This is a genomic window from uncultured Shimia sp. (genome assembly GCF_947493595.1).
GTDB lineage: Bacteria > Pseudomonadota > Alphaproteobacteria > Rhodobacterales > Rhodobacteraceae > Shimia.
In genome coordinates this window covers 243,539-269,657 of sequence record NZ_CANLRL010000002.1, presented here as the reverse complement: position 1 = coordinate 269,657, position 26,119 = coordinate 243,539, and the positions used below count along the sequence as shown (strand labels likewise).

Genomic DNA, 26,119 nt, shown 5'->3' with positions numbered 1-26,119 from the left:
AGGACCTGCAAGCGAGATCGAACATCAGTGCGTCGTTGTCAGTGGCAAACCGACAGGATTGATTTCCTTAAATGTTAGCAAAGTGACGCCGCCGGCCACGGGTGTTACCTCCATCGTCAAAACTTCGCCGGTTATTTTGGTTAAGGATGCGGACCAAGCGCTGCGATCGGAGGTAGACAGAATACGGTTTTTTAATTTGCTCCAAACAGGAGAGGGCCTGCAATCCACTTGCCAGTGTTGGAGAGCATCAAAAAATGTGTATTTGGCAAAGGTGCGATCCGGATCACTTTTCCACATGTCACGGTAGGCTTGATTGCACATATGCAACTGACCGGTTGGGGAAAAGAGGACCAAGGCGCCTTCAACTGTGTCCAGTACGCCGTAAACCTGTTCCAGCTCGCTTCGGAAGCGACGTGTGACAGTGATTTCCGAAGTGATGTCTTCGATCAGGAAGACCAATGCGCCGTCTGGGTGGGGGCGACCGGACACTTTGTAGGTGACTCCGGTAGGCAGCGTCCATGTTTCGCAATACGCGCCAAGTTGTGCCTCTTGTACGATCTGAGAGACTTGCGCGTGCCAGCTTGTTTGGCCGTTTGAAGTTGGGATCACATGGTGTTCCCTCATGTGATCGAAAAAGGCAAAAAGATCACAGCGATTGGACAGAAAATCTGCGGATACTCCGGTTAGCTCGATCAGAGCGGGATTGAACAATACCAGACTCTGGTTTTGGTCAAAAATTGCGAGACCCGTGGACAATTGTGCAAAGGTTTTTGAGAATGTTTGCACAAAGCTACGACGCGCATCTAGTGCAGAAACCTCGGCATCCGCTTCGGTTGCGTAAAACATAATGTCAGGGCCTGCGCGCACCGCCGTAACGTTGAACCAATGGATTTGTGTATTGTCGCGACTTGAGAGTTTGAAGCGCAAAGGCGGGTCACCGGGAGACAGGGTTGTTGTGTCAAACAGGGGCTGAGAGTCACCTGTAAAACCAAGTGACGCACCAAGCGATTTGTAGGCAGTGTTTCTCCACACAATCACGCCCTTTGTGTTGATTTTCCAGATTGGATTGGGCGCTTGAAACATGGCCTGAAAAATGGCGGTGCGGCGCGCCAGGTCGGGTGCGATGTCTTGCTCCAGTGTGACACGGGCCACATCGTTCCATTGATCCAGCGTGACAATTGATGCGTCGTTTGGATTGTTTGATTTCAGAACCGTTACGTCTCTTTTTTGCGAGGCCCCTTGTGCGTATGGAAAATCGGGAAAGCTGGCAGACAGTTTTTGACGAAGTGCTTCCCAGTCGAAACGTTCGGCTGGCACCTCTGAGCATAGTCTGAGCGCTGCGGGATTGGCATCAACCAAGGCCCCTGCGCGAAACAAAAACCGCGCCACCTGAGGTGGCTGAGATGGTGGTTCGACCAATGGGTGCGTCGTTTGCCTGTCAGTTTCTCTTGATTGGTACATCACCACGGCAGCGGCCAGACACAAAAAAAACAAAAGCACAAAAAACAAAGCGCTGAATAAAATCATGGTAGACCTCAAAGTTATTTCGAAACAACGAGGAGTACGTAATTGGGTTACTCAAATAGCTTACTCAAAATTGCATTTTTTTCAACCTAGCACGCGCGCGCGGTTAAGATTTGTGTAATGGATTGTCACCTATTCCAAGCGTCGAGAGGCTCATGGCCGCATCCACTTTTTCACGTGGCCAAATCACTTCGACAACCGCACCGCAGCGGTCTGCGCCTTCGTCATACTCACCTAAAACACTAGATCCATTGGCAAAACTGATCTCGGCCCCTGATCTCTCCAAAAGTGTCTTGGCTATAAATAGCCCAAGCCCCATTCCCTCGTACCCGGGCCGCTTTTTGACGTCTTTTGCTGACTTTCGGTATCGCACAAAAGGGTCGCCAATACGTCCAATTAGGTGAGTTGGATACCCTGGTCCGTCGTCCAAAATGCGCACGGATACCGACTCAGTTGCGCATTCTGTCTCAACCCAAACCGACGTTTTGGAGAAGTCGACAGCATTTTGAATTAGGTTGCGAAGGCCATGGATGATTTCTGGGCGGCGCAAGATTTCCGGTCCGTCCAACAAGTCATAATGGTCAAAAATGATCTCTTTTCCGCGTCCCATGTGGGGTTCGGCGGCCTCCTCTATGACCGTGGACAGCGGCGCCTTGCGCAAGTGAAGGTCGTCTTTTCCGACACGCCCCATGGAGCGTAGGATGTCTCGGCAGCGATCGGCCTGCTGACGGATCAGGGCAGCGTCTTCATGTAAATCCGGATGGTCTTCCAGCTCTTCCATGAGTTCCGCGCTGGTGAGTTTGATGGTGGCCAATGGGGTGCCAAGTTCGTGCGCAGCGGCGGCGACGACGCCGCCGAGGTCGGTCAATTTCTGTTCGCGCGCCAGAGCCATCTGCGTGGCTGCCAAAGCTTCCCCCATGGAGGACATCTCCGACACCACGCGGCGGGAGTAGAGAGAGGAAAAGAACAGAGCAATCACAATGGCCGCCCAGTTCCCAAACAGGAAAACATCCGGCACGCGCAGGATGAAAAAGTTATCGGTACGCAGGGGAATATGAAATTCCAAAAGAACGCTGACCAAGGCGACGGTCAGGCATCCCAAAAACACTGCTGAACGGATGGGGAGCACGGAGGCGGCAATAGAGACAGGTGCGACAACCAGGAAGGAAAAAGGGTTGTGCAGACCTCCGGTGAGAAACAGCAGGAAGCTCAGCTGCAAAACATCAAAGAGCAACATGGCCATGTTCTCTTTTTCGGTAAGCAGCTTGTTTTCTGGAAACACAAAAGTGGCGACCAAGTTGCCAATGATGGCAACCCCAACCGCCATGTAACACAGGCCGTAGTAGAGCTCTAAGTGAAAGCCAAACTGGGCCACCAGCAGCGCAACAATCTGACCGCAGATGGCAATCCAGCGCAGCATGATGAACGTGCGCAGACGAATCCAGTTGCTGCGACGATTTGTATTGAGCAGCTCGCCTGACAAATCCGTCATTTTGAGGCCTTTCCGCTTGTGTCTTTGAGCAACCTTGATAGGTCTCAACGTCATATCCCGCAACTAAACTTGATGAGGTTTGACATGGTTCGGATTGTGGCGGCAGTGGCCGCGTTTGTAGCGATCTTTGCGCTTGCCGGCATGTGGTACGTGAGCCGTGGCAACGGTGGTGGCGATCAGTTTGCACAATGTCGTCAAGGTCAGGTTGCCGGTGGCACCAGTGCGATTGGTGGGCCGTTTGAGTTGGTGAATGGGGCTGGTGAAACGGTGACGGACAAGGACGTATTGACCGAACCGTCGCTGGTCTATTTTGGCTATACTTTCTGCCCGGATGTCTGCCCGCTGGACAACACGCGGAATGCAGAAGCTGTTGATATCCTTGAAGCAGACGGCAAGATTGTGACGCCTGTGTTTATCACCATCGATCCTAAGCGCGACACGCCGGAAGTGATGAGTGATTACGCCGGCTACTTGCATGAACGCATGATTGGTCTGACTGGCACTCCGGAGCAGGTAAAGGCCGCAAGCCAAGCCTATCGCACCTATTACAAAAAGCAGCCTGCGGAAGATGGCGATGAGGAATTTTACCTCGTAGACCACTCCACATTCACCTATCTGACGCTGCCAGAGCACGGGTTTGTTGAGTATTTCCGCCGTGACGTGACACCGGAGAAGATGGCGGAAACCGTGGCCTGCTTTGTGGACAACATGTAGTAGTCGCGGGTCAGTTTGACCCAATAGGCTAGGGACGCTAATACTGGTTCGAACACGCAGCAGGGAACAGGCACATGACGGAAAACGCGCTGTCGGAGATCGGGCCGGACAAATCACTTCTGTTGGTAGATGACGATGAGCCGTTTCTGCGGCGCCTCGCTAAGGCCATGGAAAAACGCGGTTTTGAGGTGGAAACGGCTGGATCCGTTGCGGCGGGGCAAGCCATTGCCACCGCCCGCCCACCGGCCTATGCCGTGGTTGATTTGCGGCTTGGGGATGGCAACGGATTGGATGTTGTCGAAGTCATTCGGGAAAAACGTGCGGACAGCCGAGTTGTTGTTTTGACCGGTTATGGTGCGATTGCCACGGCTGTTGCTGCGGTGAAGATTGGGGCAACCGATTACCTCAGCAAACCGGCAGATGCGACGGATGTGATGAACGCGCTTCTGAGCGGTCCGGATGAGCTGCCACCCCCACCGGAAAATCCGATGAGCGCGGACCGCGTGCGTTGGGAACACATCCAACGGGTGTATGAATTGTGTGATCGCAATGTGAGTGAAACCGCGCGTCGGTTGAACATGCATCGGCGGACGTTGCAGCGGATTCTGGCAAAACGCTCGCCGCGTTAAGAAAGGATCTGACGCCACCAAAAACAACGTCGGTATCACGTCTGTTTCACGGTGGTGGGGTAAAGTGTTAACAAACCCGGCCGAGAAGGCCGGGTTTTCTGTTTTTGGCAACTAGGATGCCTGGCGTAGCTCCGAAGGCGCGGGTGCCTCTGTGAGATCACCTGTGTTGAACTGTTCCATCAACGTCGCAAGCTTGGTGGCATCAGTATGCAGCAGGTGGCCAGCTGCGGTGGATTCCTCGACCATGGCGGCGTTCTTCTGCGTGACATCGTCCAGATGGTGCACGTTGGTGTTGATCTCTTTTAGCCCCGTAGCCTGTTCCACAGATCCGGACGCAATGCCACTGACCAATTTGGAGATTTGATTGACGCGGTCTACAATGTTGTTGAGCGCGGTGCCCGCATCCCCAACCAAATTGACGCCTTGTTGAACGTGGCCTGAACTGTCCACAATCAAAGATTTGATTTCAGTGGCCGCGTCCGCGGAGTTCAGTGCCAAGTGGCGAACTTCGGACGCCACCACCGCAAAGCCGCGCCCGTGTTCACCTGCTCGTGCAGCCTCGACCCCAGCGTTCAAAGCCAAAAGGTTGGTCTGAAACGCGATGTCGTCAATCACACTGATGATCTGCGCGATCTTGGAGGAAGATTTTTCAATTTCCGCCATGGCGGCAATGGCGTTCTGCACAATCACACCACTTGCATTGGCCTCTTCGCTGGCATGCTCCATTGTGGCTTCCACGCTGCGTGCGCCTTCTGCGGAGGATTGCACGGAATTGGTGAGTTCTTCTAAGGCTGCTGCAGTTTCTTCCAGCGTCGCCGCCTGTCGTTCTGTGCGTTGGGACAGGTGATCCGCTGCTTGGCTGATTTCAGAAGCGCCAATTGTCATGTTAGCGGCCGCTTCCAGGACCTCTCCGATGGTGCTTTTTAGGTGATTCAGAGACTGATTAAAGCTGATCCGTAGCGGTTCATACTCCTCGGAAAAGTGATCGTGGATCGCGCAGTCCAAATCGCCGTCTGCAAGGCGTGCCAGGCCCTGATCCAAGTGGGCGACAAAGACTCCTCGATCTTTGACGCGGGCTTCTTCGCTGGCGATGAGGCGGTTTTCGGCCTGTTCCAAAGCGATGCGGGTTTGCTCAAGGGATTGATTGAGGAGGCCGACCTCGTTTTTTGCATTCAAATTTGCGGGCTCGAACTCAAATTCTTTTCTGGCAAGCCTGTCCATGTCTGATTGCAGATCTTTGAATTGAGATGTGAAGGCATAGATCAGTCGGCATCCCACCAGAAGGCTCAACAGCGTGCACAGAGCGCCGGTTGCCAATGTGATCTGGAGTGCAGATTTAGCAGCTGCGGCTTCGATTGTGGCCAGCATGTTCATGTGGTCGGCCACGTGCAATTCCAGGTCTCGCAACGATGAGATCCAGGAGGTGGCGCGTTCAAACCAGTCTTTTGGCGTCATGGGACTAACGGCGCCGTTCGCTCCTGCGTTTAGGATACTGGCGCGTATCTCCGGTAAGCCCGTTGGCGCCAGTCCCGCGCGCACATCGACGTCCGGCAAATGGTGTTTCAGCGAGAGCGCGGCGATATCAAGCAGGCGTGTTTCGGCAGCGCCGGTTTCAGCAAACCACTGGTAGATCGGTCGGGTAAATGTGCCCTGCGCAAAACCCACCGCACCGGCTGCCCGTTGTTGGCCAGCCATTTCTTTGGCGTAGGTCATGTTCACCAAAGCCGCGCTGATTTGGGCCAGTTCGGCGTTGTTTTGATGTAGGAGCGTGCCACTGACGTTTGCAAGAATGTTGGCAATCATTCCGGAATAGTCACCGCCCATTTCTCCCAATGGCAGAGATTTGCCGGTCACACCGCGGCGCAATGTGTCCAGAGGGGCGATGTGCTGGCGCAGGTCAGCTGTGTCATTTGAGATTGCGGCCAGGGCTGTATCTGTTGCGCTTCGGGCCTCAATCAAAGTGGCAGGCAATGTGTGTATTTGTGGGGAGGAGAGGAAGGCGGCAGAAAGGCCACGTTCAACCTGAAGTGTATGCGCCACACGCAGGAGGATTGTGGCGTGCTGTGCAATAGTTTGGGTGGCTTGCGCGTTTTGGCTACGGTGCCAGTCGGCTTGCGTCTTAAGGCCGCCGATGGCCAGCAGAGCCAATAACGGGACGGTCATAATTGCGAGTATTTGTGATCTAAGTGACATCTGTTTCCCCAGATTATTTGGATCGAATCTGAAAGTGCCTGAATGGGTCCTAGGCAGGGTTGGCTGAACAATGTCTTAAAGAGAAAACTGTCGAAGAATTTTGGGCAGGGGCGCATTTACGCCACCGGAAAAAGTGTATTCGGCGCTCATTTTATAAGTCTTTGTTCCAGAAGTAGATTGAGCGGTCGAACAAAATACACTTATTGGGTGCATCTTTTCAGCAAGGAATTCTTCATAAAATTCACGTTTTTGTGAGCGGGCGTGGTTTTGTCGAGAGACCACAAATGAAAAACCCGGCCACAAGGGCCGGGCAGTGGGTTCGTGAGAACCGGAACGCCCTCAGCAACCGAGGACGATTATTCAATGGGTCGGATTTAGGCGGCCTTGTCGGCCAGCATTTCGTCGACAATGGCCACAGCCACGTCAGCTGGGCTGCAATCCATGGTTTTGGCGCGCGCGAAGATACGGTCGAGCGTGTTTTCCACGGCGGCCAGCTTTTCATCCACATACGCGGCACGGTTGTCGATGGCGAGCACCTCGGTGGCGACGTTGATGATGCCACCGGCATTGGCAACAAAGTCAGGTGCATAGAGGATACCGCGCGCATGCAGGCGGGCGCCGTCTTCGCTTGTGGCCAGCTGATTGTTGGCGCCGCCACAGACGGCTGAGACGTTTAATTTGGCGATGCTGTCTGCGTTCAGGAGCGCGCCAATTGCGCAGGGCGCGAGGATGTCGGCCTTTACAGTCAGAATGTCGTTTGGACCAGCGGTTTGGGCGTCATATTTGCTGGCCAGTTCGGCTACACGTTTGGCATTGATGTCAGCCAAGATCAGGTTGGCGCCAGCTTTGTGCAGGAACTCACAAAGGTAGGTGCCAACGTGGCCAAGGCCCTGCACAGCGACGGTGCGGCCCGTGAGATTTGCGCTGCCCAGTTGATGTTTGGCGGTGACTTTGATCGATTCAAAGATGCCACGGGCGGTGATTGGAGAGGGGTCACCAGAGGCATGTGGCCCGTCTGGCAGGCCCGCAACAAATTTGGTTTCCGTGGCCAGCAGGGACATGTCTGCGGGGCTCATGCCCATGTCCTCAGCGGTCCAATACTCACCTTCCAGCGTGTTGATGGCGCGGGCAAAGGTCAGCAGTTGCGCGGAGGTTTTGGCCGAGGCGTCGCCCATGATGACCGCTTTGCCGCCGCCCAGAGGCAGGCCAGCAGCGGCATTTTTGTAGGTCATGCCTTCGGACAGGCGCAGCGCGTCAGTCAGGGCTGCGTCTTCACTGCCATAGGGACGCATGCGCAGGCCGCCGGCAGCAGGGCCCAGTTTGGTCGAATGCACCGCAATAAAACCGGTGAGGCCAATACTGGCGTCATGTACACGCAAAACGGTTTCATGGGTTGGTGTGGCCAAACGGGTGATTTGCATCGGGCGTTTCCTTGTTTTTGATTGCGGCGTCCCAGGCGCGAAGTGGCGGCAAATTGACACAGGATCGACAGAGGTTTTCTCCAAATACACCTATGCGAAAGGGTGATTATTGGGGATACTGTCCCAAATATGGTTAACTTTTGGAGATTTTCCCTATGGATGCCATTGATCGTAGAATCGTTCGGGCCTTGCAACTGGACGGGCGCATGAAGATTGGCGAGCTGGCGGAGCAGGTGGGGCTGTCGGCCACGCCCTGTGCGCGGCGGCTGGAACGGTTGCAGGCGGATGGGGTGATCACCGGCTATGGTGCGCGGGTGGATCCGCGTAAAATTGGCCTGCCGGTTACAATTTTTGTGTCGGTGGAGCTGGAGGCACAGGGGGCTGACGTGATCAAGAACTTTGAGCGGGCAGTGAGCGCGTTTGAGGAGGTCATGGAATGTTATCTCATGACCGGCTCGCGGGATTTCCTGTTGCGGGTGGTGGCAGCGGATCTGGATGCGTTTGACGCGTTCCTGGAACATCGGCTGATGAAGGTGAAAGGCGTGCGCAACATGCGGAGCAACTTTGCTTTGCGGGCGCTGGTGCGGCGAGATGTGTTACCGGCGATGTGAGGGTTAGAGGTCGTAGCGCTTGTGGATTTTCGAGACCTCGGCGCCGTTATCCAAGCGCACGCCATCTTTGCGTTTGTAGTTTTCAAATCCCCGGCTTTGATAATAGGCCAGACCGCCTTCGTTGTCGGCGCGGATTTCAGCATCCATCCATGTGTAGCCCAAAGCACGGGCGGCTTTTACGCTGGCCTCGAACAGTTTGGAGCCAATGCCCAGACCTGTGTGGCCCGCTTTCACAAAGGTACCAATGCCACAGGCTTCGGGCGGCAAGACTCCCCAAGGACCAATCCATTGAAACCCTAGAAGAGTGCCGTCCGCGGCCATGGCAATATGCCATGTGCTGCAGTCTTGATCGGCCATCAACCAGCCTTCCAAGTCGTCGCGAGACATCGGTTTGGTCATCGCAGTGGAGCCCCCAATGGCGATGATTTCATTGAGGAGCTCCGCGGTCTGGCGTAGGTCTACGGCGTTGCCTTTTTGGATAGTGATCTGGGACATGGGATACTCAATATCAGAGACTAAACAGGCTTAAAGCGCTGCGAGAAGGGTTTCTACGCGGGTGGTGTAGTCGGTGCGCACTTCGACAGGCGGGCGCAATCGAATAGACAAACCTTCGGTTATTTTGGGGTCAGGAATGCCAAACAGCTTGTTTGCCTCTGGCACGGAGAACCCTGCGATTTGGGTGGCTTCCATCCAGGCGGAGATTTTGTCGGCTTTCTTGATCTGCGCCTTTAACCGCTTGGGGGTTTCGGCGGGCAATCCAAAGCGGATGTGAATTGCAGCCATCAGACGGTCATCAAGTTTTTCGTAGCTGGGGCCCACGGCGGCTTTCACTGGAGAAATCATGTCGCCAATTACATACTCCGGCGCGTCATGCAGAAGGGCTGTCAGTCGGGTTTTGGGCGTGGCGGATTTGTACATTCGCCCGTAAAGCTCTTCGACCAGCAGGGAGTGTTCAGCCACGGAATAGGCAAAATCGCCACGGGTCTGGCCGTTCCAGCGGGCGACAAAAGCCAGCCCGTGGGCGATGTCTTCGATTTCGATGTCCACGGGGGTGGGGTCCAACAGGTCCAGCCTGCGACCGGACAACATACGCTGCCATGCTCGTGCCAAAGGGGTGCCTCCCGGTTGTGTGAAACCGGTGTACGCCAGCCAAGAGGCGATGCGCAACAGTCAGACGGACAGGGGATGCGCTGGTATCAACCAGCGGCCACACCGGTGGTGATCAACGCATTGGTGATCACAATCAATGTGCCCATCAGCAAGACGGCGGGGATGAAGAAAGCAGACCGAAACATGGCCCTAAGTGGCGGGAAATTCATGACCAAAAACCTAATAAATAAAGGTTTCTTATACCTTGGTTTCGGAAGTCTTAACAGTCAGGGGGAGCTGACCCATTTGCGCCTTGTTTTGCTGCAAAATTAAGCAGCGCCACATTTTGGCCATATTTGAGGCGCAGCCTATATTGTGTCGGGATCACGTGCTGCCACAAAACAACGTGATCAGGCGTGTTTTGTAAAAGCGCACCGCGATACCGACATCACTAGCGAGGGGGGCACGTTTTACATCGGCTTCCTCCCGCGTGTCCCCCTCTCCAACCTCAACGACATTGATCTAACCGGGTCAATCTGCGCGAGAAAGGAGAGCGCTATGTTTAAGAGAGTAGTAGGAGCAGCCTTGCTGTTTGGCATGGCCGCAGCAGCACCGCCGGCGAACGCCGCCAGCTGTGCGGACAGAGACCTGGTGGTGCAGCGTTTGCAGAGCAAATATGCCGAAGCCATGGTCGCAGGTGGGCTGCAAGGCAGCCACGACACAAAGATGACGATGCTTGAGGTGTGGTCATCAGAAACAACCGGGACATTTACGGTGATCATGACCAATGCGCAGGGGGTTTCCTGTATTTTGGCCGCCGGAACGGACTGGTTCCAGCAAGAGGCGGTGCTGCCGCCTGACGGAATTGAGGGCTAAAGCGCCTATGCAGCGCATCGAAACGTTTTTGGTAACGTTGTAGAAAGCCCTTCTGAGTGTTATCTGGTCGCCAAAGCAAACCCGTAAGGAGCTGGGCGCAATGGCGACCGATTACACTGTTAAAGATATTTCCTTGGCTGATTTTGGCCGCAAGGAACTGGACATTGCCGAAACCGAAATGCCAGGCCTGATGGCGCTGCGCGAGGAGTTTGGCGAAAGCAAACCACTCACGGGCGCGCGCATTGTTGGCTCGTTGCACATGACCATTCAGACCGCCTGTCTGATTGAAACGCTGGTGGCACTGGGCGCGGACGTGCGCTGGGCCAGCTGCAACATCTTCTCCACACAGGACCACGCAGCGGCAGCGATTGCGGCTGCAGACATTCCGGTGTTTGCGATCAAAGGCCAGTCTCTGGAAGAGCACTGGGACTATCTGGACAAGTCGTTCATGTTCCCGGAAGGCCCCAACATGATCCTCGATGATGGTGGCGACGCGACATTGTATGTGCTGCTCGGTGCCAAGGCGGAAGCAGGCGAAGACCTTGGCGTGCCGTCTTCCGAGGAAGAAGAAGTCATTCACAAGCAGATTGCCAAGCGTATGGCGGCAAGCCCTGGTTGGTTCACTAAGACACGTGACGCGATCCAGGGTGTATCTGAAGAGACCACCACCGGTGTGCACCGTCTTTATGATCTGGTGAAAAAGGGCGAACTGCCGTTCCCGGCGATCAACGTGAACGACTCTGTGACCAAATCCAAGTTTGACAACAAATACGGCTGCAAAGAGAGCCTCGTTGACGGCATCCGCCGCGCGACCGACACCATGATGGCCGGCAAAGTGGCCGTGGTCTGTGGCTATGGCGACGTGGGCAAGGGCTCCGCAGCGTCTTTGCGTGGCGCGGGTGCGCGCGTGAAGGTGACTGAAGTTGACCCGATCTGTGCGCTGCAGGCGGCGATGGACGGCTTTGAAGTGACCACGTTGGAAGATGAGGCGGCGACCGCTGACCTGTTCATCACCACCACCGGCAACAAGGACGTGATCCGCATCGAGCACATGCGCGAGATGAAGGATATGGCGATTGTTGGCAACATCGGCCACTTCGACAATGAAATTCAGGTGGCGAACCTGAAGAACCACAAGTGGACCAACATCAAAGAGCAGGTGGACATGATCGAGATGCCATCCGGCAACCGCATGATCCTGCTGTCTGAAGGCCGTCTCTTGAACCTTGGCAACGCCACCGGTCACCCGTCGTTTGTGATGTCTGCATCCTTCACCAACCAGGTGCTGGCCCAGATCGAGCTGTTCACCAAGGGTGACGCGTATAAGAACGACGTCTACATCTTGCCCAAGCATCTGGATGAGAAAGTGGCGGCGCTGCACCTTGCGAAAGTGGGCGCAAAACTGTCCAAGCTCAGCAAGGAGCAGGCGGACTACATCGGTGTTGGCACCGAAGGCCCGTTCAAGCCGGAGCACTACCGCTATTAAGCTGGATTAGGCACTGATTTTGAGAGCGGCGTCCCGAATTGGGGCGCCGTTTTTTGTTGGGGGTAGGTTTTGGATCAATTGGGCACAAATTGTAGCCAGCCCATTGAACCAGCAATCGCCAGATAGCCACCAAAAAGCACTAAGGCGATCGCCCAATGAAGCACAGTTTTTAGACGCTTGCCCTCTTTCGGGAACCAATTGAATTGACGTAGCCACCCCAAGATTAGGTCCATAAACATCAGCACAAACAGGAAATGGCGAAAAAACAAGTAGATGAAAAGCACGGCAAGAATAATGCCTGCGACAGAGCCACCGGGAATTATTTCCCAGCTGTTACTCTGTGTTGAGGTTGTAAGCGTTGCTTCCAACGATCAGTCTCCCGGTCAAATGTGATTTGCGTTTTGGATCTGTTGCCTTTTGCGGCAATCCCTTTTGGCACGAACGACCTGATCTCGCGACTTTTAATCGTCAGTAGCAAATATTGAGTACCCGTCAATCGTCCCGCCCAGGCTCATTTGGATCGCTGGAGTAAATCGCGATTTTGTTGCCGTCCGGGTCACGCAGGTAGCTGACGTAGAAGTGCGGGCCGTAATCGGCGCGAAAGCCGGGTTGGCCTTCATCCGTGCCACCGGCGTCGAGGGCGGCGGCGTGCAGGCTGCGGACCTGCGCTTGGCTTGTGGCTTCAAAGGCCACCATGGTGCCGTTGCCCACCGAGGCGATTTGCCCGTCAAACGGGGGTTTTATGTAGAAATCGGGCAGTAATGGGCGTTGGCCTTCTGGAACAGAAAGGGCGTAGCTGAGGCCTTCGGGGCCTTCTTTCACGCTGTAGCCCAGGGCAGGCAGGACCGCGGCATAAAAACGTTTGGCGCGGGGGATGTCATTGCTGCCAACACAGACGTAACCGATCATTGGGGGGTGTCCTTTCCAAGCGCTGCCGCTTCCCAGTCTGTTAGGAATTGCATGATCTCCAGACTGTCGGACAGGCGGGGTGAGGGGCGGGAGGCTTCTTTGGCACCCATGGCCAGCGCGCGTTCGACCATTTTTGTTTGATGATAAAAGGCGTCGTGTTTGGTTTCGACCACGATGTCTCGGGCGGGGCCGTCGTAGGGCTGCCAGATCATCCGATTTTCGCCTGCTTCGGGCAGCCATGGGTTGGTGGCGAAGCGCAGCGTGCCTTTGGTGGTCACGATGGTGAACGCATGTGCCATGCCGTGGCCATCTGTGCTGTGCAGGTTGGCAAGCACGCCGTTGTCAAAACGCACAGAAAGGCTGGCGTCTTGCAGGGTGCTGTCTTTGCCGATGTTGCCAAAAGCGGCGATGGATCGGCTGGCAAAGGCCTCTTCTCCGCACATGGTTTGCACCACCAGATGCAAGAGGGAGGCGGGGTAGCAGCCGAGATTGTAGAGCGTGCCGCCGCCGGCGGGGTTGACCATCTGCCAGATGTCGGCGGCGTAGAAGCCGGAGACGGAGCGCAGCTCGCCCACGGAAGGGGCGCGCAGGACGGTGACAAGCTGCTGCATGAAGGGGTGCGCGAGATACATCAGACCTTCGGCAAAGAAGATATTCGCGGCGCGCACGGAGGCGACCAGCGCTTGGGCGTCTTCCATCGTGGTGGTCAGGGACTTCTCGCAGAGCACAGGTTTGCCTGTGGCCATGGCGGCCTCGGTGGCGGCGCGGTGCAGGTGGTTGGGCAGGGCGATGTAGATCACATCCACATCCGGATTGGCGAAGAGCTCGGCTTGATCCGTGGTGGTGTGCGCAACGCAGTATTGTGCGGAAAGGTCGGACAGCGCAGCTTCGTTGCGGCCACAGAGCATCGCAACAGTTGAGTTATCACTGTCGCGGATCGCGCCCAGCATGGCGTGAGAAATGAAGCCGGTTCCAAGGATACCCCAACGCAGCATTGCGTGCCCCTGTGTTGTGAAAATGCGCAGAGGGTCAGCCTAGGCAGCGATTCTTCAAATGACCAGCGGGATCTGTGCTAAGGGGGAACAGGCGCGGTCTTTCCCCTTAATTGACGTCCACGTCAACTGTAGGAAGGGTTTCAAGGACGCCGCGCAGAAGGCAACTTCAAGCGCATTTATCGACAATTGGGAGAATATCAGATGGGCAAACGGGACGAGTTGATCGCGAAATACGCAGACGATCTGAAGAACAAATGTGGCATCGAGCCAGACATGACGCTGTTGGAAAAGGTTACCATCGGCTGTGGTCCGGCGATCTACAATGATGACGCGTCCACTGTAGCTGGCTCCCAGCCAGCGGAACTGGAAACTGTGAAAACCAACTTCCTGATCAAGAAGTTGGGTATGAGCGATGGTCCCGAACTGATGGATGCCATCCACTCTGTGATTGAGACTTACGGCAAGTCTGAGCGTAACAAGTATCGGGCTGTTGTTTACTACATGCTGACCAAACACTTCGGCAAAGAGGCCCACTACGGGTAAAACCACCACTCGCGGTTTGGCGCGTCCGAGGCCTGAGGGTTTCGGGCGCGTTTTCCGTTTGGTTGCCAAAGTGCTTCGGGAACCGCTCGGATTGTAGATACTTGATAATTGAACTGATTGGTTCACTTGGGCTACACATGTCATGTCGGGCTAGGATGGCCGGACCCAAATTTACAGAACGCGTGTGGTGGTATGGGATACACGCGGGGTGCATAGGGGGTCTGGCTGGAGCGGAGACAGGCCCCCTATGTTTTATTTTTCCCAGATTTGATGTGGCGTAGCTCTTGGCGGAGCGGCGCCATTTTGCTTTGACAGGCCAAGGCGTCCTGTTCCGTTAGGCTCAGTCTTGTGTGCCGCTGAGGTTGAGGATGATGTTCCATTCCTCTTCGGTGACCGGTTGCACAGACAGGCGCGAGCTTTTCACCAAGACCATTTCCGCCAGCCTAGGATCGGCTTTGATCATGTCGAGGGACACGGGTTTTTTCACAGGCTTGAGGGCCTTGATGTCGACGCAGTCCCAGCGCTCGTCATCGGTGGTGCTGTCTTGGTGGGCTTCAGCGCAGACTTCGACGATGCCAACAACGGACTTTTCTTTCTGAGAATGGTAGAAAAAGCCGCGGTCGCCCACGGCCATTTCCCGCATGAAGTTGCGCGCCTGGTAATTGCGCACGCCGTCCCATTCCTCGCCCGCGTCCCCTTTGGCAACCTGTTGGTCCCAGCTCCATGTGGAGGGTTCGGATTTGAACAGCCAATAGCGCATCAGCCCAGCACCTTGTTCCAGGGTTTCAGCTCCACTGAGGCAAAAAGGTCGGCGGCCTTGTAGGGGTCGTTTGCGGCCCAGGCTTCGGCCTCACCCATGTCGGCGACGTTTAAGATGATGAGAGAGCCGCACATGTCGCCAGCATCATCCAGAAACGGGCCGGCCATCATGATCTTGTCGCCGGAGCCTTTCAGATAGGCGACATGAGCGTCGCGGTTGGCTTTGCGGATGTCCAGCGCGCCAGGTTTGTCTTTGGCGATCAATGCAACCAGCATGATTATTCCTCCTTGGGTGGTCTTGCGAGCAGCATTTCCATGGCGTCGCGGATTTGCAAGCCCCCATCGAGGATGGCGACGACGGCTTGGGTGATGGGCATGTCAACCTGCATGGCTTTGGCGCGCGCCAGAGACGCACGCGCGGTGGCGTCGCCTTCGACCGTGACCGTGGGGTCATAGGCATCGCTGCGCCCGAGAGAGAGGCCAAAGCTGAAGTTGCGCGATTGTTCGGACGAACATGTCAGGGTGAGGTCGCCAAAACCGGAGAGCCCTGAGAGCGTGTCGGGTTTTGCGCCCAGAGCCTGCGCCATGCGTTTCATTTCGGCATAGCCACGGGTCATGAGAGCGGCGCGGGCACTGTCGCCGAGGCCTGCGCCAATGGCGATGCCGCAGGCGATGGCAATCACGTTTTTGAGTGCGCCTCCCAGTTCTGCGCCCACAGTGTCAGTGGTGCGGTAGATGCGGAGATTGGGCGAGATCAGTCTCTGTTGCAGGGCTTTTCCGGTGTTTTCGTTCGAGACAGCCAAGGTCAGTGCCGTCGGCAATCCTCGGGCGATGTCGGCGGCAAAGCTGGGACCGGTGAGGATGGCAGGCGTGGCGTCCGGCAGCACGTCGCGGATCACAGCGACGGGACCCAATTGCGTGCCAAGTTCGACGCCTTTGCAGCAGGCGATCAGGGTGCGGCTGGTGAGTTCCGGGTGGGTTTCCAAGAGGCCGCGCAGCTTTTGCATGGGCACGGCCAGTAGAACCACGTCGGTGAGCGCATCGGCAAAATCGGCAGTAACAGAGACTGTTTCTGGCAATTCAACGCCTGGCAAGCGTGGATTAGCGCGGGTGGCCTGCATGGTTTTGGCGGCGTCGGCATTGCGGGCCCAGAGGGTCACACTGGTGCCACTGTGGGCAAAAGCCACAGCCAGGGCGGTGCCAAAGGCGCCGGATCCGAGGACGGAGATCATGCTTTGGCTCCTTTTTTACCGCTGCCCAAAAGCGCGGGGGCGGTTTGATCCAGTGGCCAGCGCGGGCGGGCGGAGAGATCCATGCCATCGCGCGCGCCGGTGCGGTAGCGCTCCAGTCCGGCGTAGGCAATCATCGCGGCGTTGTCGGTGCAAAGTGCTAAGGGTGGGGCCGTGAAGGTCACGCCTCTTGTGGCGCAAACAGTCTCTAATTCAGCCCGAATGGCAGTGTTTGCAGCCACACCACCAGCGACGGCCAACAGAGGTTCAGAGGGGTTCGAAGCCAGATAGATGTCCAGCGCGCGGCGGGTTTTCTCGGCCAAGACATCCACAACAGCTGCCTGGAAGCCTGCACACATGCCGGCGCGGTCTTGCACGGGGAGGCCGCCCTTTTCGGCGATGATGGCATCACGCTGACGCAAGAGGGCAGTCTTGAGGCCGGAGAAAGACATGTCGCAACCGGGACGGTCCAGAAGCGGGCGCGGGAAACGGAAGCGTTTGGGGTCGCCTTTTGTGGCTTCAGCTTGCACAGCGGGGCCGCCGGGTTGGGGCAGGCCAAGCAGGCGGGCGGTTTTGTCAAAGGCTTCTCCGGGCGCATCGTCGATAGTGCCGCCGAGGCGGGAGAACTTTTCCGGGCCGTGGGCGATCAGGAACTGGCAATGGCCGCCGGACACCAAGAGCATCAAGTAGGGGAAGGCCACCTGATCGGTGAGGCGCGGGGTCAGGGCGTGACCGGCGAGGTGGTTCACGCCGATGAGCGGAATGTTAAGGCTGGCCGAAAGGCCCTTGGCACACATCACGCCTGAGATCACGCCACCGATGAGGCCGGGTCCAGCGGTGACGGCGATGGCGTCCACATCTTTGAGCGATACGTTGGCCGCTAAGAGCGCTTCCTCAACGCAGAGATCGACCTTTTCGGCATGTGCGCGGGCGGCGATTTCCGGCACCACACCGCCAAACGGCGCGTGCAGGTCGGTTTGGCCATGCACAACAGAGGCGAGGATTTCGGCGTCGCCCACAATGGGTTGGTGCAAGATGGCGGCGGCGGTGTCGTCGCAGCTGCTTTCAATGCCAAGAATGGTGAGCGGGCCGTCCATGTGTCACAGGTCCTTGCCGTTGCGCGGAGGTTTGTTGGCAGGTAACACCAGAGAGCGCCTCAAACAACAGTGGTGGGCCTAATGGCAGATGTGACCCCTTTGATTTTGCTGACCCGGCCTTTGGCCGATGCGGAGGGGTTTGCCACGATGTTGGCGAATATGGGGATCGCCGCAGAGGTGGAGATTTCGCCCATTGTGGAGATTGTTCCAACCGAGGTTCACGTTGACCTGACCGATATAACGGGTGTCATTTTCAGTTCACGCAATGCGGTGGCTGCGGTGGACGGGTACGATCTGCCCGCCTGGTGCGTTGGCGAGGCCACGGCAGCGGCTGCTGGGGCCAAAGGATGGCGCGCGGCGGCGGCGGATGGCGATGCGGACTCGCTTTATGCGCGGGTTTTGGCCGATGCGCCACAGGGGCCGTTGCTGCACATTCGTGGTGAGGTTGCGCGCGGGGATTTGGCCGGGCGTTTGACCAAGGTCGGGATACAAACACGTGAGGTGGTGGTTTATCGCCAGACAGCACATCCGCTGTCGGAGCGTGCAAAAACGGCCCTAATGCGGGAGAATCCAGTGATTGTTCCCTTTTTTTCACCGCGCGCGGCGCGGCAGTTTGCTGAACAAGGGCCGTTTCACGCCCCTCTTCATGTGGTTGTGATGAGTGAGGCTGTACAGGCCGCATTGGGGGAATTGCCTGTGGAAACGGTTGTTTTGGCGGGGAAAAAAGAGGCAAAAGCCATGGCAAATGCGGTGGCGAGACTGTTAGACGCAGGGTGATGCATTGAGACACACGGATTGCTCGCCTAGATTGGTGCTGCATTTGCAAAAAACGGATTCGAAAGGGTGACCTGTGGGAACCACGGATAAATCGGACAAGCCAAGCAAAGATCAGGTTGATCAACAGGATCAGACCGATACGCAAGCCGACGCAGAAAATGTGGTCGAGGACGCGGAGATTGTCGAAGAGATCGCGCCGGACGGTGCATCAGACAACAATGATGCAGACGAGACCAAAGACACTGTGAGGGACGATGAGTCTAATGAGGCTCCCGTAGAGATTGAAGAGCCCATAGATGACGCGGCAGTGGAAGACGATGCAGAAGAGCCCGTAATGGCTGAAGATGAAGCACCTGCGGAAGAGGCGGTTCCTGAGACACCGGCCCCTGCGCCAGCCACACAAGAGCCCGCGCGCAAAGGGGGTTTTGTGCCAATGGTGCTTGGCGGTGTGATTGCGGCCGGAATTGGATTTGGTGGCGCAGTCTATTTTGGCGATCAACTTGGGCTGGGCGCAAATACAGAAGCCGCTCTAAGCGAGATGACTGCCAAGTTTGAGGCGCAAGCCGAGGCGCTTGCGACGCTTCAGGCGGCTCAGGTGACTAACGCGGATTTGGCAAATGCTGCGGAAACCACGGCAAGCGGTGCGGCGGCGGAGTTGGGCACATTGCACTCAGTTCTAACAGCTGAGGTGGCACGCGTGTCAGACGCTGTGGCCACCTTGGAAGCACGGTTGACTGAGATTGAGAAACGTCCGTTGAGCGAAGGTTTGAACGCGGCGGCGATTGCGGCTTATGAGCGTGAAGTGAAGGACCTCAAGGATCTGGTTGCGGCGCAAAAGGCCGAGGCCTCTGAGTTGAAAGACAAAGCGGACTTGTCTGCGAAGGCGGCGCTTGCGCGCTCGTCAGTCACACGGATTGTGGCTGCGTTGGAAAGCGGCGCGCCGTATCGGGCTGCGGTGGTGGATCTGCGGTCCTCCACTGGCGAAGGCGTTGCAGCGGTGCTGGAAGATCACGCGGACAGCGGGGTGATCACTTTGGCGGCGTTGATTGAGAATTACCCGGACGCAGCTCGGGCGGCTTTGGCCAAAGCCCGTGAAGACAAAGTGGACGCAGGCACTGGCAACAAGCTGGGCAATTTCCTGAAGACACAAACTGGTGCGCGCTCGGTTGAGGCGCGGGAAGGCACCGACACGGATGCGGTGTTGAGCCGGGCCGAAGCAGCTGTAAAATCCGGTGATTTGATGGCTGCGCTTGCCGAACTGGATACATTGGCCGAGGGGCCAAAAGCCGCGATGGCAGAGTGGGTTGCGCAAGCACAGACTCGCGCTGCTGCCACTCAAGCCGCCGAAGATCTGGCGCAAACCCTAAACTCCAACTGAGGGTCGTTTCATGCTCTGGTCCCTGATTAAAATTATTGCGTTTGTTGCCATTGTCGCTGGGCTGACCTTTGGCTCGATTTACCTGCTGGAAAGTGAAGGCGGGGTGATGGTCACCGTGGCCGGGGTGGAATACAGCCTTGGGCCGTTTCAGACCGCCTTGGCCTTGATCGCGCTGGTGGCTGCGGTTTGGCTGTTCATCAAGGCGCTGGGCCTTCTGGTGGCGACGCTGAAGTTCCTGAACGGGGATGAAACCGCGATCAGCCGTTATTTTGACCGCAACCGGGAAAAGAAAGGCTATCAGGCGTTGGCCGATAGTGTGACGGCGCTGGCCTCTGGCGAAGGGCGCACGGCGATGGAGAAGGCGCGGCTGGCCGAGAAAAAGCTGCACAAGCCGGAGCTGACCAACCTGATTGTGGCGCAGGCGGCCGAGTTGAGCGGTGACACCAAGAAGGCGGAAGAGACCTACAAGAAGTTGCTGCAGAACGAAGGCACGCGGTTTGTTGGTATTCGCGGGCTGATGAAGCAGAAGCTTGAGGCCGGCAACACGGAAGTGGCGCTGAAGCTGGCAGAAAATGCCTTTGCGCTCAAGCCGCGTCATGTGGAGGTGCAGGACACGCTGCTGCGTCTGCAGACCGAAAGCAAAGATTGGAAAGGCGCGCGCGGGACGCTGAATGCGAAGCTGCGCCATGGCACGCTGCCACGCGACGTGCATCGCCGTCGTGATGCGGTCTTGGCGCTGTCGGAAGCGAAGGAATTGATTGCGGAAGATGCCAGCATTGAGACTCAGGAGCAGGCGATTGAGGCCAACCGATTGTCGCCCGACCTGATCCCGGCGGCGGTAATGGCAGCGCGGGGGTATGTTGGCAAAGGTAAGCCGCGCAATGCGACGCGTCTGATCAAGAAAGCTTGGGATGCGCAGCCGCATCCGGATTTGGCGGCGGCGTTTGCCGAGATCGCGCCGGAGGAAACGCCAGAAGCGCGGATCAAACGGTTTAAAAACCTGACAAAGAACACTGCAAACCACGCCGAGAGCAAGATGCTGATGGCGGAGCTGTATATTGCGGCGGAGGATTTCCCGGAAGCGCGTCGCGCGCTGGGCGATCTGGTGGAAAATGACGCCACCCAACGTTCGCTGACCATCATGGCGGCGATTGAGCGTGGCGAAGGCGCCAATGATGCGGTTGTGAAAGGCTATTTGGCCAAGGCGCTCAGTTCGCCACGGGGCCCGCAGTGGGTTTGTGATACCTGTCACAATATCCATGCGGAGTGGGCGCCAACCTGTGACAACTGCCACAGCTTTGACACGCTGAGCTGGACCGCGCCGCCGGAAACCGAAGGGTTGAGCGAAACCGGCGCGGCGATGCTGCCGCTGATCATTGGGGCATTGGAGGATCACTCCGAGGCTGAGGACGCGGAAGAGGTTGATGTGGTCGAAGGCGAGGCCACGGAAGCTCCTGGGGAGACCGAAGAGACCTCAAAGGAAGCGCTTAAGTCCGCTTAAGGCCCTTGCTTGAGAGACATCAAAACAGCGTCGCCTTTGGGCGGCGCTGTTTTGGTTTTGGCGTCAGCTAAACCGCATTGGATTTACGGGTGAAAGGTCGATGTTGGGCGGTGTGTCGGAGATCAGATCGGCTACCAAGCGCCCGGTTTTGGCCCCGCCGGTGAGGCCCACATGTTGGTGACCAAAAGCGGTGTAGACACCGCTTTGGCCTATCTCACCCACCATGGGTAGGCTGTCTGGAAGGGATGGGCGGAAACCAAGCCATTCTTCGTCAGTTTCCGCGGTCATTGTCGGGAAGACTTCAGCCACGCGGCGGCGCAACAGGGCCAGCGGGGCTTTGGATTTCTTTTCCGACAGATCGCCAAACTCCACAATGCCGGCACAGCGCAGGCCGTGCTGCATGGGGGTGGCGACAAATTTGGCCGAGGCGATCATCATCGGATGGTTGGGGCGGATGGAAGGCTCTTTGAAGGTGATGTGATAGCCGCGCTCGGTTTCGAGCGGCACGGTGAAGCCCAGTTTGCGCATCAAAGGCTTGGACCAGATACCAGAGGACAGCACGGCGCGGTCACAGTCAAACTGGCCTTGATCGGTCATCACAGCGGTGACTTGCCCGCCTGATAGGTCAAAGTCACGCACTTCGGCCTGCACAAAACGACCGCCCATGCCGGTGAACGTGTCCACCAATGATTGCACGTAGCCAGCCGGGTTGAGGATGTAGCCGTGGTCTTTGTTCACCGCGAGGAAGGACGTTTGGGCGTCCAGGATGGGCTCGAGTTCTTGCACGGCGGGGCCTTCGATGACGTCGGGCACAAAGCCCACGCTGGCGCGCAGATCCCATGTGTAGCTGTCCGCTTCAAAGGCGGCGCGGTCTTTGTAGGCGTAGAGGTAATCCGTGTCGGCAATGAAGCGTTCGGCGGCGGTGTCTTTGGCCAAGGCTTTGTGTTGATCCACACTGTCACCAATCAGATCAGCCAGCACATGGGTGAAACGGCGGGCGTCTTTGTCGTTGGCAAAACCGAGGTATTTCAGGAACCACGGGGTTAGGCGCGGCAGGTTGGCCCACTTCAGAAACAGCGGGAAGTTCGGGTTGAGCAGGTAGCCTGGGGCTTTGGTCGCGAGGCCCGGTGTGGCGTTGGGCACCACGGCGCAGCTCGCCAGCAGACAAGCATTGCCAAAGGAGGCGCCCATGCCCGGGCGGCTCTTGTCCAGAAGGGTCACGGAATGTCCGGCACGTCGCAGCCACAGTGCGGTGGACGCGCCCACGATGCCTGCCCCAATCACCACCACATTTTGCGGCATGTTCTGTCCCCCCCATTTGGTATTGGGACAGTGTTGCCAAGCGGCGATCCTCTTTGCAATCAGAGTTCCGCGATCACATTCTTGAGTTGTGCCAGTTTTATAGGTTTGGCCATGTGGGCATTCATGCCGCTGTCCAGACAGGCTTCGCGGTCTTCAGGGGCCGAATGGGCCGTGAGACCAATAATGTGGGTTTGGAAATCGCCGTTTGCATCTTCCAGCCGGCGGATTTCGCGGGTGGCGTCCAGGCCGTTCATCACTGGCATGGAGACATCCATCAGCACCAAATCCGGATGGCAATCGCGGTAGAGTTCCACAGCCTCTTCCCCGTCACTGGCGGAATGGTGGCTGATGCCCAGACGGCTGAGGAAGATTTCTATCAGCTTCCGGTTGGTTTTGTTGTCATCCACAATCAAGATCGTTTTTTCGGAAACCGGCGCCTTCAGTTCGGCTGCAACCGGCTTTCTTTGGGCCCCGTTTGTGGCGCCCGCAACCTCCTCAGACGGTTCGGAATGTGGGGTTCTCGGGCGCTCAAGGGGTGTTTGTAGGGCTTCCAGAAGTTTGGGAGCCTGCACTGGTTTGATGACTTCGCCGTTGGTCAGGTGGGTTTCCTCACCTGAATGGTGGATGGCATCGTTCATCGGGCGCAATGCAACCACACGGGTGGGCGCATCGCCTTTGGCAGCGTGAATGGCACGGAAAAGATCCTGACGATCCATGTCCGGCAGGCCCATCTCAGTCAGAATTAAGTTGTAGGGCGCAGCGGCGTTCTGTGCGTCTCGGATGGCTTCCAGCGCGGCTTTGGCGGTGTCGTAGGTATCCACCTGACCATTCCAGGAGGAGATGACTTCATTCATCACAAATAGTGCTGTTGGTTCGGATTGCAGCACCAAGACCTTCATCTGGTTAAGGTCTGCGTTGTCGGTTGGTTGCGACGGCAGCGGTGTGTCCGATTGGGCCAGAGGCACGTTGAATGTGAAGGTTGTGCCGGTGCCGACAGTGGATTTCACCCAAATGCGGCCGCCCATGAGTTCGACAAACCCTTTGGCAATTGCTAGGCCAAGTCCGGTGCCCTGATGCTTGCGGCTGTAGGAGCCGTCGACCTGGGTGAATTGATCAAACACTGTGGCAAGTTTTTCTTCAGGGATGCCACAGCCAGTGTCACAGACGTCCACCTGCATAAAGGGTTGGCCGTTTTCGTCCTTCAGCGTGGCATTGATCAGCACATAGCCTTCATCGGTGAACTTTAATGCGTTGCCAACAAGGTTGATGATGACCTGCTTAAGGCGGGATTCATCGCCAAGCAGGGATTTTGGTACATCTGGCGCAACCCGGGTGATGAGATCCACCCCCGCTTGACCAGCCTGATAAGACAACATTTGGGCCGTGTTCTCGACCAACTCCAATGGGCGGTAGGCTTCATCTCGCAGAGTCATATGCCCGCTGTCGATCTTGGAAAAGTCCAGAATGTCGTTGATGATATTGAGCAATGTTGTGCCAGACGTATGAATCGAATCCACGAGGCCGAGTTGATTGCTGGAGAGATTCGTATCTGACAGAAGTTCGGTCATGCCGAGCACCCCGTTCATAGGGGTGCGGATTTCATGGCTCATGCGGGCCAGGAATTGCGATTTGGCCCGTTCGGCGGTTTTCGCCTGTTCCGCGACCACCTGAAGCTCTGCGTTTTTGGCGTTCAGATCGTCGGAGGAAATCTCCAGTTTGGTTTGAGTATCTTCCAGAGACTTCACCCAGGCGCGCAGGTTGCCCAGCATCAGGTTGAAGCTGTCGGCGAGGCTTTCGACCTCATCATTGGTCCGGATCACAATAGACTGGTTCAGGTTGCCTTTGGCGGCGCGTTCCGTGGCACTGTTGAGGCGGGCAAGCGGTTCGGTCAGGCGGCGCGAGATCCAAATGGAAAGCAAAATGCCGGTGAGGGTAAAAAACACGCCAAACATCAGGTTGCGGCGCAGCACAAGATTCACTTCTTGGTTGGCGGCGGTGCCGTCCAGATCAAAACGGATAGTGCCGTAGTTCACGTTGCCATAGATCGCCGGGACCGCCACTTGGATGCGGCCTGCGAGATTGCGGATATGGGTGGTTTCGGAGGCGACGGCTTCGTTCACCAGCGGGTCTTCGACCCGGCCCAAGAACAATGCGTTGCCCTCAGAAGAGCCATTGACCAGCAGAAACCCTTCCGGGTCGATGAAGCGCAGGGACAGGATATCCGGTTGGCGCATCAGCTCTTGATAGATGATGTCGAGCTCCGCGGGGCGGCCTTCAAACAGGTAAGGAAGGGTGACTTCTTGAATGAGAATGCCAAGGGAGTCGGACCGCTCGGAAAAACGGGTGTGAACCAGTTCCAACTGCGTGATGGTGTTCAGGTAGATCAAGGTCGAGACAAAGGCCCCGATCATCAGCCCGAAGTACAACGTCATCCGACGTCCCAGACCGTACGTCAGGGATTTTCGCATTTTGAACATGCGGGTATTGGTTTTGTCGTCAGTTGCGGACATGGCTAGTTAATCCCCGCGTCTTCGAGGTCCTGCAGAATCTCGAATATAGGCGCAAAAGTGCGTTTTGATCCCGCAGCAAATTCATCAAATCCCGCACTGTTTTGAAAGCTCTTGAGAACCGCTCGGCCCTCCTCGGCTTTGTTCATGGCTTTGAGCGTGTAGCGCAGTTCTTTCAAAAGCTCTTCGGACAGGCCAGGGCGATGCATCAGCACGCTGCGTGGAAAACGCTCCGAGATCGCCACTACGCGGAATTCATCAGGGCGGGCTTCCATGAGATCAAGGTAGTTCATTTGGTTGGTCGCACCAGCGTCGGCACGCCCGGAAGCCACTGCAAACATGGTGTTTTTGTCATTGTATGTTAAGAAGTATCCAACTTCATCGCCGGTATGAGTGGAGGTCGGGGCCCGCAATTTTTTGATGTGCAGCCCAGCATTGATCAGCATATGGGCCGGGACAATAAAGCCGGAAGAGGAATCATGGTCTTCCAACGCCACGCGTCTGCCTCGCAAATCTTCCAGTGAGGTGATGCCGCTGTCGGTGTGCGTGAAAATCACAGAATAGTAGCTGGCTTGGCCATCTTTCCAATGGCGCAGGAATGGCACCCCACCGGAGAGCTGGGCCACTTTAGCAACCACCATTGGGCTATCGATGAAGATGTCGACTTCTTTTCGGGAGATGGCCTCCGCCATGAGCTGTGTGCTTGGATGAACCACCAGGCGCACCTCGGAGATGCCGTAGTCTTCCAGTTCGTCCTCGAGATAGGTGAGCAGGGGCTTAAAGATGCGCATCTGGCCGCGAATGCCCTCGTTTAAGGTGCCAAGATTCAGAGTCTCTGCCTGCGCCCAGGAGGCGGTTAGCCAGGTCAGGCTGGTGACAAGACAGAGTAAGATCCTTCCAAACATGGGCATCCGAGACGTTTTATGACCTCCTAAAGGCGGTATTAGGAAAGTCTAAACCATCGCTTAATGAATGCTGCGAAGAGCCGGAATTCCGCAAATATGCGGCAATTTTCCAGCAAATTTTTGTAAAAAAGCTTTCCGGCGTCCCTTTGGGGGCCAGTAAAAAACTGTATGATTCGACTTCA

Annotated in this window: 25 protein-coding genes; 9 read left to right on the top strand and 16 right to left on the bottom strand. The window is 56.6% G+C overall.

Annotated elements, in window-relative coordinates:
- Positions 1-24: 24 nt before the first annotated feature.
- A complete protein-coding gene (locus tag Q0955_RS06885; RefSeq protein WP_299421712.1) occupies positions 25-1,527 on the bottom strand; it encodes a PAS-domain containing protein in 1,503 nt (500 codons plus the stop codon).
- 103 nt (positions 1,528-1,630) lie between these two features.
- A complete protein-coding gene (gene regB, locus Q0955_RS06880; RefSeq protein WP_299421709.1) occupies positions 1,631-3,016 on the bottom strand; it encodes a sensor histidine kinase RegB in 1,386 nt (461 codons plus the stop codon).
- Positions 3,017-3,100: 84 nt separating this feature from the next.
- Between regB and Q0955_RS06875 the strand changes: the two genes are divergently transcribed.
- Positions 3,101-3,730, top strand: coding sequence for an SCO family protein (locus Q0955_RS06875; RefSeq protein WP_299421706.1), 630 nt, complete (start codon positions 3,101-3,103; stop codon positions 3,728-3,730).
- Between the two features lie 74 nt (positions 3,731-3,804).
- Positions 3,805-4,359: an ActR/PrrA/RegA family redox response regulator transcription factor gene (locus Q0955_RS06870; protein ID WP_164643671.1), complete on the top strand. Its 555-nt coding sequence runs from the start codon at positions 3,805-3,807 to the stop codon at positions 4,357-4,359.
- A 111-nt stretch (positions 4,360-4,470) separates the two neighbouring features.
- Here Q0955_RS06870 and Q0955_RS06865 read toward each other — a convergent pair whose 3' ends face one another.
- Both Q0955_RS06865 and Q0955_RS06860 read right to left on the bottom strand, forming a co-directional pair.
- Positions 4,471-6,522: a methyl-accepting chemotaxis protein gene (locus Q0955_RS06865; RefSeq protein ID WP_299421700.1), complete on the bottom strand. Its 2,052-nt coding sequence runs from the start codon at positions 6,520-6,522 to the stop codon at positions 4,471-4,473.
- 404 nt (positions 6,523-6,926) lie between these two features.
- Positions 6,927-7,973, bottom strand: coding sequence for a Glu/Leu/Phe/Val dehydrogenase dimerization domain-containing protein (locus Q0955_RS06860; RefSeq protein ID WP_299421697.1), 1,047 nt, complete (start codon positions 7,971-7,973; stop codon positions 6,927-6,929).
- Between the two features lie 155 nt (positions 7,974-8,128).
- On the opposite strand from Q0955_RS06860, the gene Q0955_RS06855 reads away from it, so the two are divergent.
- Positions 8,129-8,584 carry an Lrp/AsnC family transcriptional regulator gene (locus Q0955_RS06855; protein WP_168591224.1) on the top strand — a complete coding sequence of 152 codons (456 nt, stop codon included), beginning with the start codon at positions 8,129-8,131 and terminating at the stop codon, positions 8,582-8,584.
- A gap of 3 nt (positions 8,585-8,587) precedes the next feature.
- Here the strand turns inward: Q0955_RS06855 and Q0955_RS06850 are convergent, their stop codons facing one another.
- On the bottom strand, positions 8,588-9,079 hold the full coding sequence (locus Q0955_RS06850; protein WP_299421693.1) for a GNAT family N-acetyltransferase: 492 nt from the start codon (positions 9,077-9,079) through the stop codon (positions 8,588-8,590).
- 30 nt (positions 9,080-9,109) lie between these two features.
- The gene (locus Q0955_RS06845; RefSeq protein WP_299423204.1) at positions 9,110-9,673 is read right to left on the bottom strand and encodes an HD family hydrolase; all 564 of its coding nucleotides are present in this window, start codon (positions 9,671-9,673) and stop codon (positions 9,110-9,112) included.
- Between the two features lie 558 nt (positions 9,674-10,231).
- On the opposite strand from Q0955_RS06845, the gene Q0955_RS06840 reads away from it, so the two are divergent.
- Together Q0955_RS06840 and ahcY are read left to right on the top strand one after the other, a co-directional pair.
- Positions 10,232-10,549, top strand: a complete 318-nt coding sequence (locus Q0955_RS06840) for a hypothetical protein (protein ID WP_299421690.1) — start codon at positions 10,232-10,234, stop codon at positions 10,547-10,549.
- 100 nt (positions 10,550-10,649) lie between these two features.
- The gene (ahcY, locus tag Q0955_RS06835) at positions 10,650-12,035 is read left to right on the top strand and encodes an adenosylhomocysteinase (protein ID WP_299421687.1); all 1,386 of its coding nucleotides are present in this window, start codon (positions 10,650-10,652) and stop codon (positions 12,033-12,035) included.
- Positions 12,036-12,109: 74 nt separating this feature from the next.
- On the opposite strand, the gene Q0955_RS06830 is transcribed toward ahcY, so the two are convergent.
- The 3 genes from Q0955_RS06830 to Q0955_RS06820 form a co-directional block, all read right to left on the bottom strand.
- Positions 12,110-12,403: a hypothetical protein gene (locus Q0955_RS06830; RefSeq protein ID WP_299421684.1), complete on the bottom strand. Its 294-nt coding sequence runs from the start codon at positions 12,401-12,403 to the stop codon at positions 12,110-12,112.
- A 124-nt stretch (positions 12,404-12,527) separates the two neighbouring features.
- A complete protein-coding gene (locus Q0955_RS06825; RefSeq protein WP_299421682.1) occupies positions 12,528-12,944 on the bottom strand; it encodes a VOC family protein in 417 nt (138 codons plus the stop codon).
- Positions 12,941-13,939, bottom strand: coding sequence for a Gfo/Idh/MocA family oxidoreductase (locus Q0955_RS06820; protein ID WP_299421679.1), 999 nt, complete (start codon positions 13,937-13,939; stop codon positions 12,941-12,943). Before Q0955_RS06820 ends, Q0955_RS06825 begins: the two co-directional genes overlap by 4 nt.
- 201 nt (positions 13,940-14,140) lie before the next feature.
- On the opposite strand from Q0955_RS06820, the gene Q0955_RS06815 reads away from it, so the two are divergent.
- Entirely contained in the window at positions 14,141-14,482 is a 342-nt protein-coding gene (locus tag Q0955_RS06815) for a DUF2853 family protein (RefSeq protein ID WP_299421676.1), read from the top strand.
- Between the two features lie 340 nt (positions 14,483-14,822).
- Here Q0955_RS06815 and Q0955_RS06810 read toward each other — a convergent pair whose 3' ends face one another.
- Genes Q0955_RS06810 through tsaD form a run of 4 tightly spaced genes read right to left on the bottom strand, consistent with a single transcriptional unit; the run spans position 14,823 to position 17,567 of the window.
- Complete coding sequence (locus tag Q0955_RS06810; protein ID WP_299421674.1) at positions 14,823-15,242, bottom strand: EVE domain-containing protein; 420 nt, start codon at positions 15,240-15,242, stop codon at positions 14,823-14,825.
- Entirely contained in the window at positions 15,242-15,517 is a 276-nt protein-coding gene (locus Q0955_RS06805) for a YciI family protein (protein WP_299421671.1), read from the bottom strand. The genes Q0955_RS06810 and Q0955_RS06805 overlap by 1 nt, the downstream gene beginning before the upstream one ends.
- Positions 15,518-15,519: 2 nt before the next feature.
- On the bottom strand, positions 15,520-16,473 hold the full coding sequence (locus Q0955_RS06800; RefSeq protein ID WP_299421670.1) for an NAD(P)H-dependent glycerol-3-phosphate dehydrogenase: 954 nt from the start codon (positions 16,471-16,473) through the stop codon (positions 15,520-15,522).
- Complete coding sequence (tsaD, locus tag Q0955_RS06795) at positions 16,470-17,567, bottom strand: tRNA (adenosine(37)-N6)-threonylcarbamoyltransferase complex transferase subunit TsaD (protein ID WP_299421667.1); 1,098 nt, start codon at positions 17,565-17,567, stop codon at positions 16,470-16,472. Before tsaD ends, Q0955_RS06800 begins: the two co-directional genes overlap by 4 nt.
- An 81-nt stretch (positions 17,568-17,648) precedes the next feature.
- Here tsaD and Q0955_RS06790 point away from each other — a divergent pair, with 81 nt between their 5' ends.
- The 3 genes from Q0955_RS06790 to Q0955_RS06780 all read left to right on the top strand — a co-directional run bounded on the left by Q0955_RS06790 (position 17,649) and on the right by Q0955_RS06780 (position 21,223).
- Positions 17,649-18,344, top strand: a complete 696-nt coding sequence (locus Q0955_RS06790; protein ID WP_299421664.1) for a uroporphyrinogen-III synthase — start codon at positions 17,649-17,651, stop codon at positions 18,342-18,344.
- A gap of 73 nt (positions 18,345-18,417) precedes the next feature.
- Positions 18,418-19,722, top strand: coding sequence for a mitofilin family membrane protein (locus tag Q0955_RS06785; protein WP_299421662.1), 1,305 nt, complete (start codon positions 18,418-18,420; stop codon positions 19,720-19,722).
- 10 nt (positions 19,723-19,732) lie between these two features.
- Positions 19,733-21,223 carry a heme biosynthesis HemY N-terminal domain-containing protein gene (locus Q0955_RS06780; RefSeq protein ID WP_299421659.1) on the top strand — a complete coding sequence of 497 codons (1,491 nt, stop codon included), beginning with the start codon at positions 19,733-19,735 and terminating at the stop codon, positions 21,221-21,223.
- Positions 21,224-21,286: 63 nt separating this feature from the next.
- On the opposite strand, the gene Q0955_RS06775 is transcribed toward Q0955_RS06780, so the two are convergent.
- Genes Q0955_RS06775 through Q0955_RS06765 form a run of 3 tightly spaced genes read right to left on the bottom strand, consistent with a single transcriptional unit; the run spans position 21,287 to position 25,937 of the window.
- Complete coding sequence (locus tag Q0955_RS06775) at positions 21,287-22,525, bottom strand: FAD-dependent oxidoreductase (RefSeq protein ID WP_299421656.1); 1,239 nt, start codon at positions 22,523-22,525, stop codon at positions 21,287-21,289.
- Between the two features lie 59 nt (positions 22,526-22,584).
- Positions 22,585-25,035 carry a response regulator gene (locus tag Q0955_RS06770; RefSeq protein WP_299421654.1) on the bottom strand — a complete coding sequence of 817 codons (2,451 nt, stop codon included), beginning with the start codon at positions 25,033-25,035 and terminating at the stop codon, positions 22,585-22,587.
- A 2-nt stretch (positions 25,036-25,037) separates the two neighbouring features.
- Positions 25,038-25,937, bottom strand: a complete 900-nt coding sequence (locus Q0955_RS06765) for a phosphate/phosphite/phosphonate ABC transporter substrate-binding protein (protein ID WP_299421652.1) — start codon at positions 25,935-25,937, stop codon at positions 25,038-25,040.
- Between the last annotated feature and the right edge of the window lie 182 nt (positions 25,938-26,119).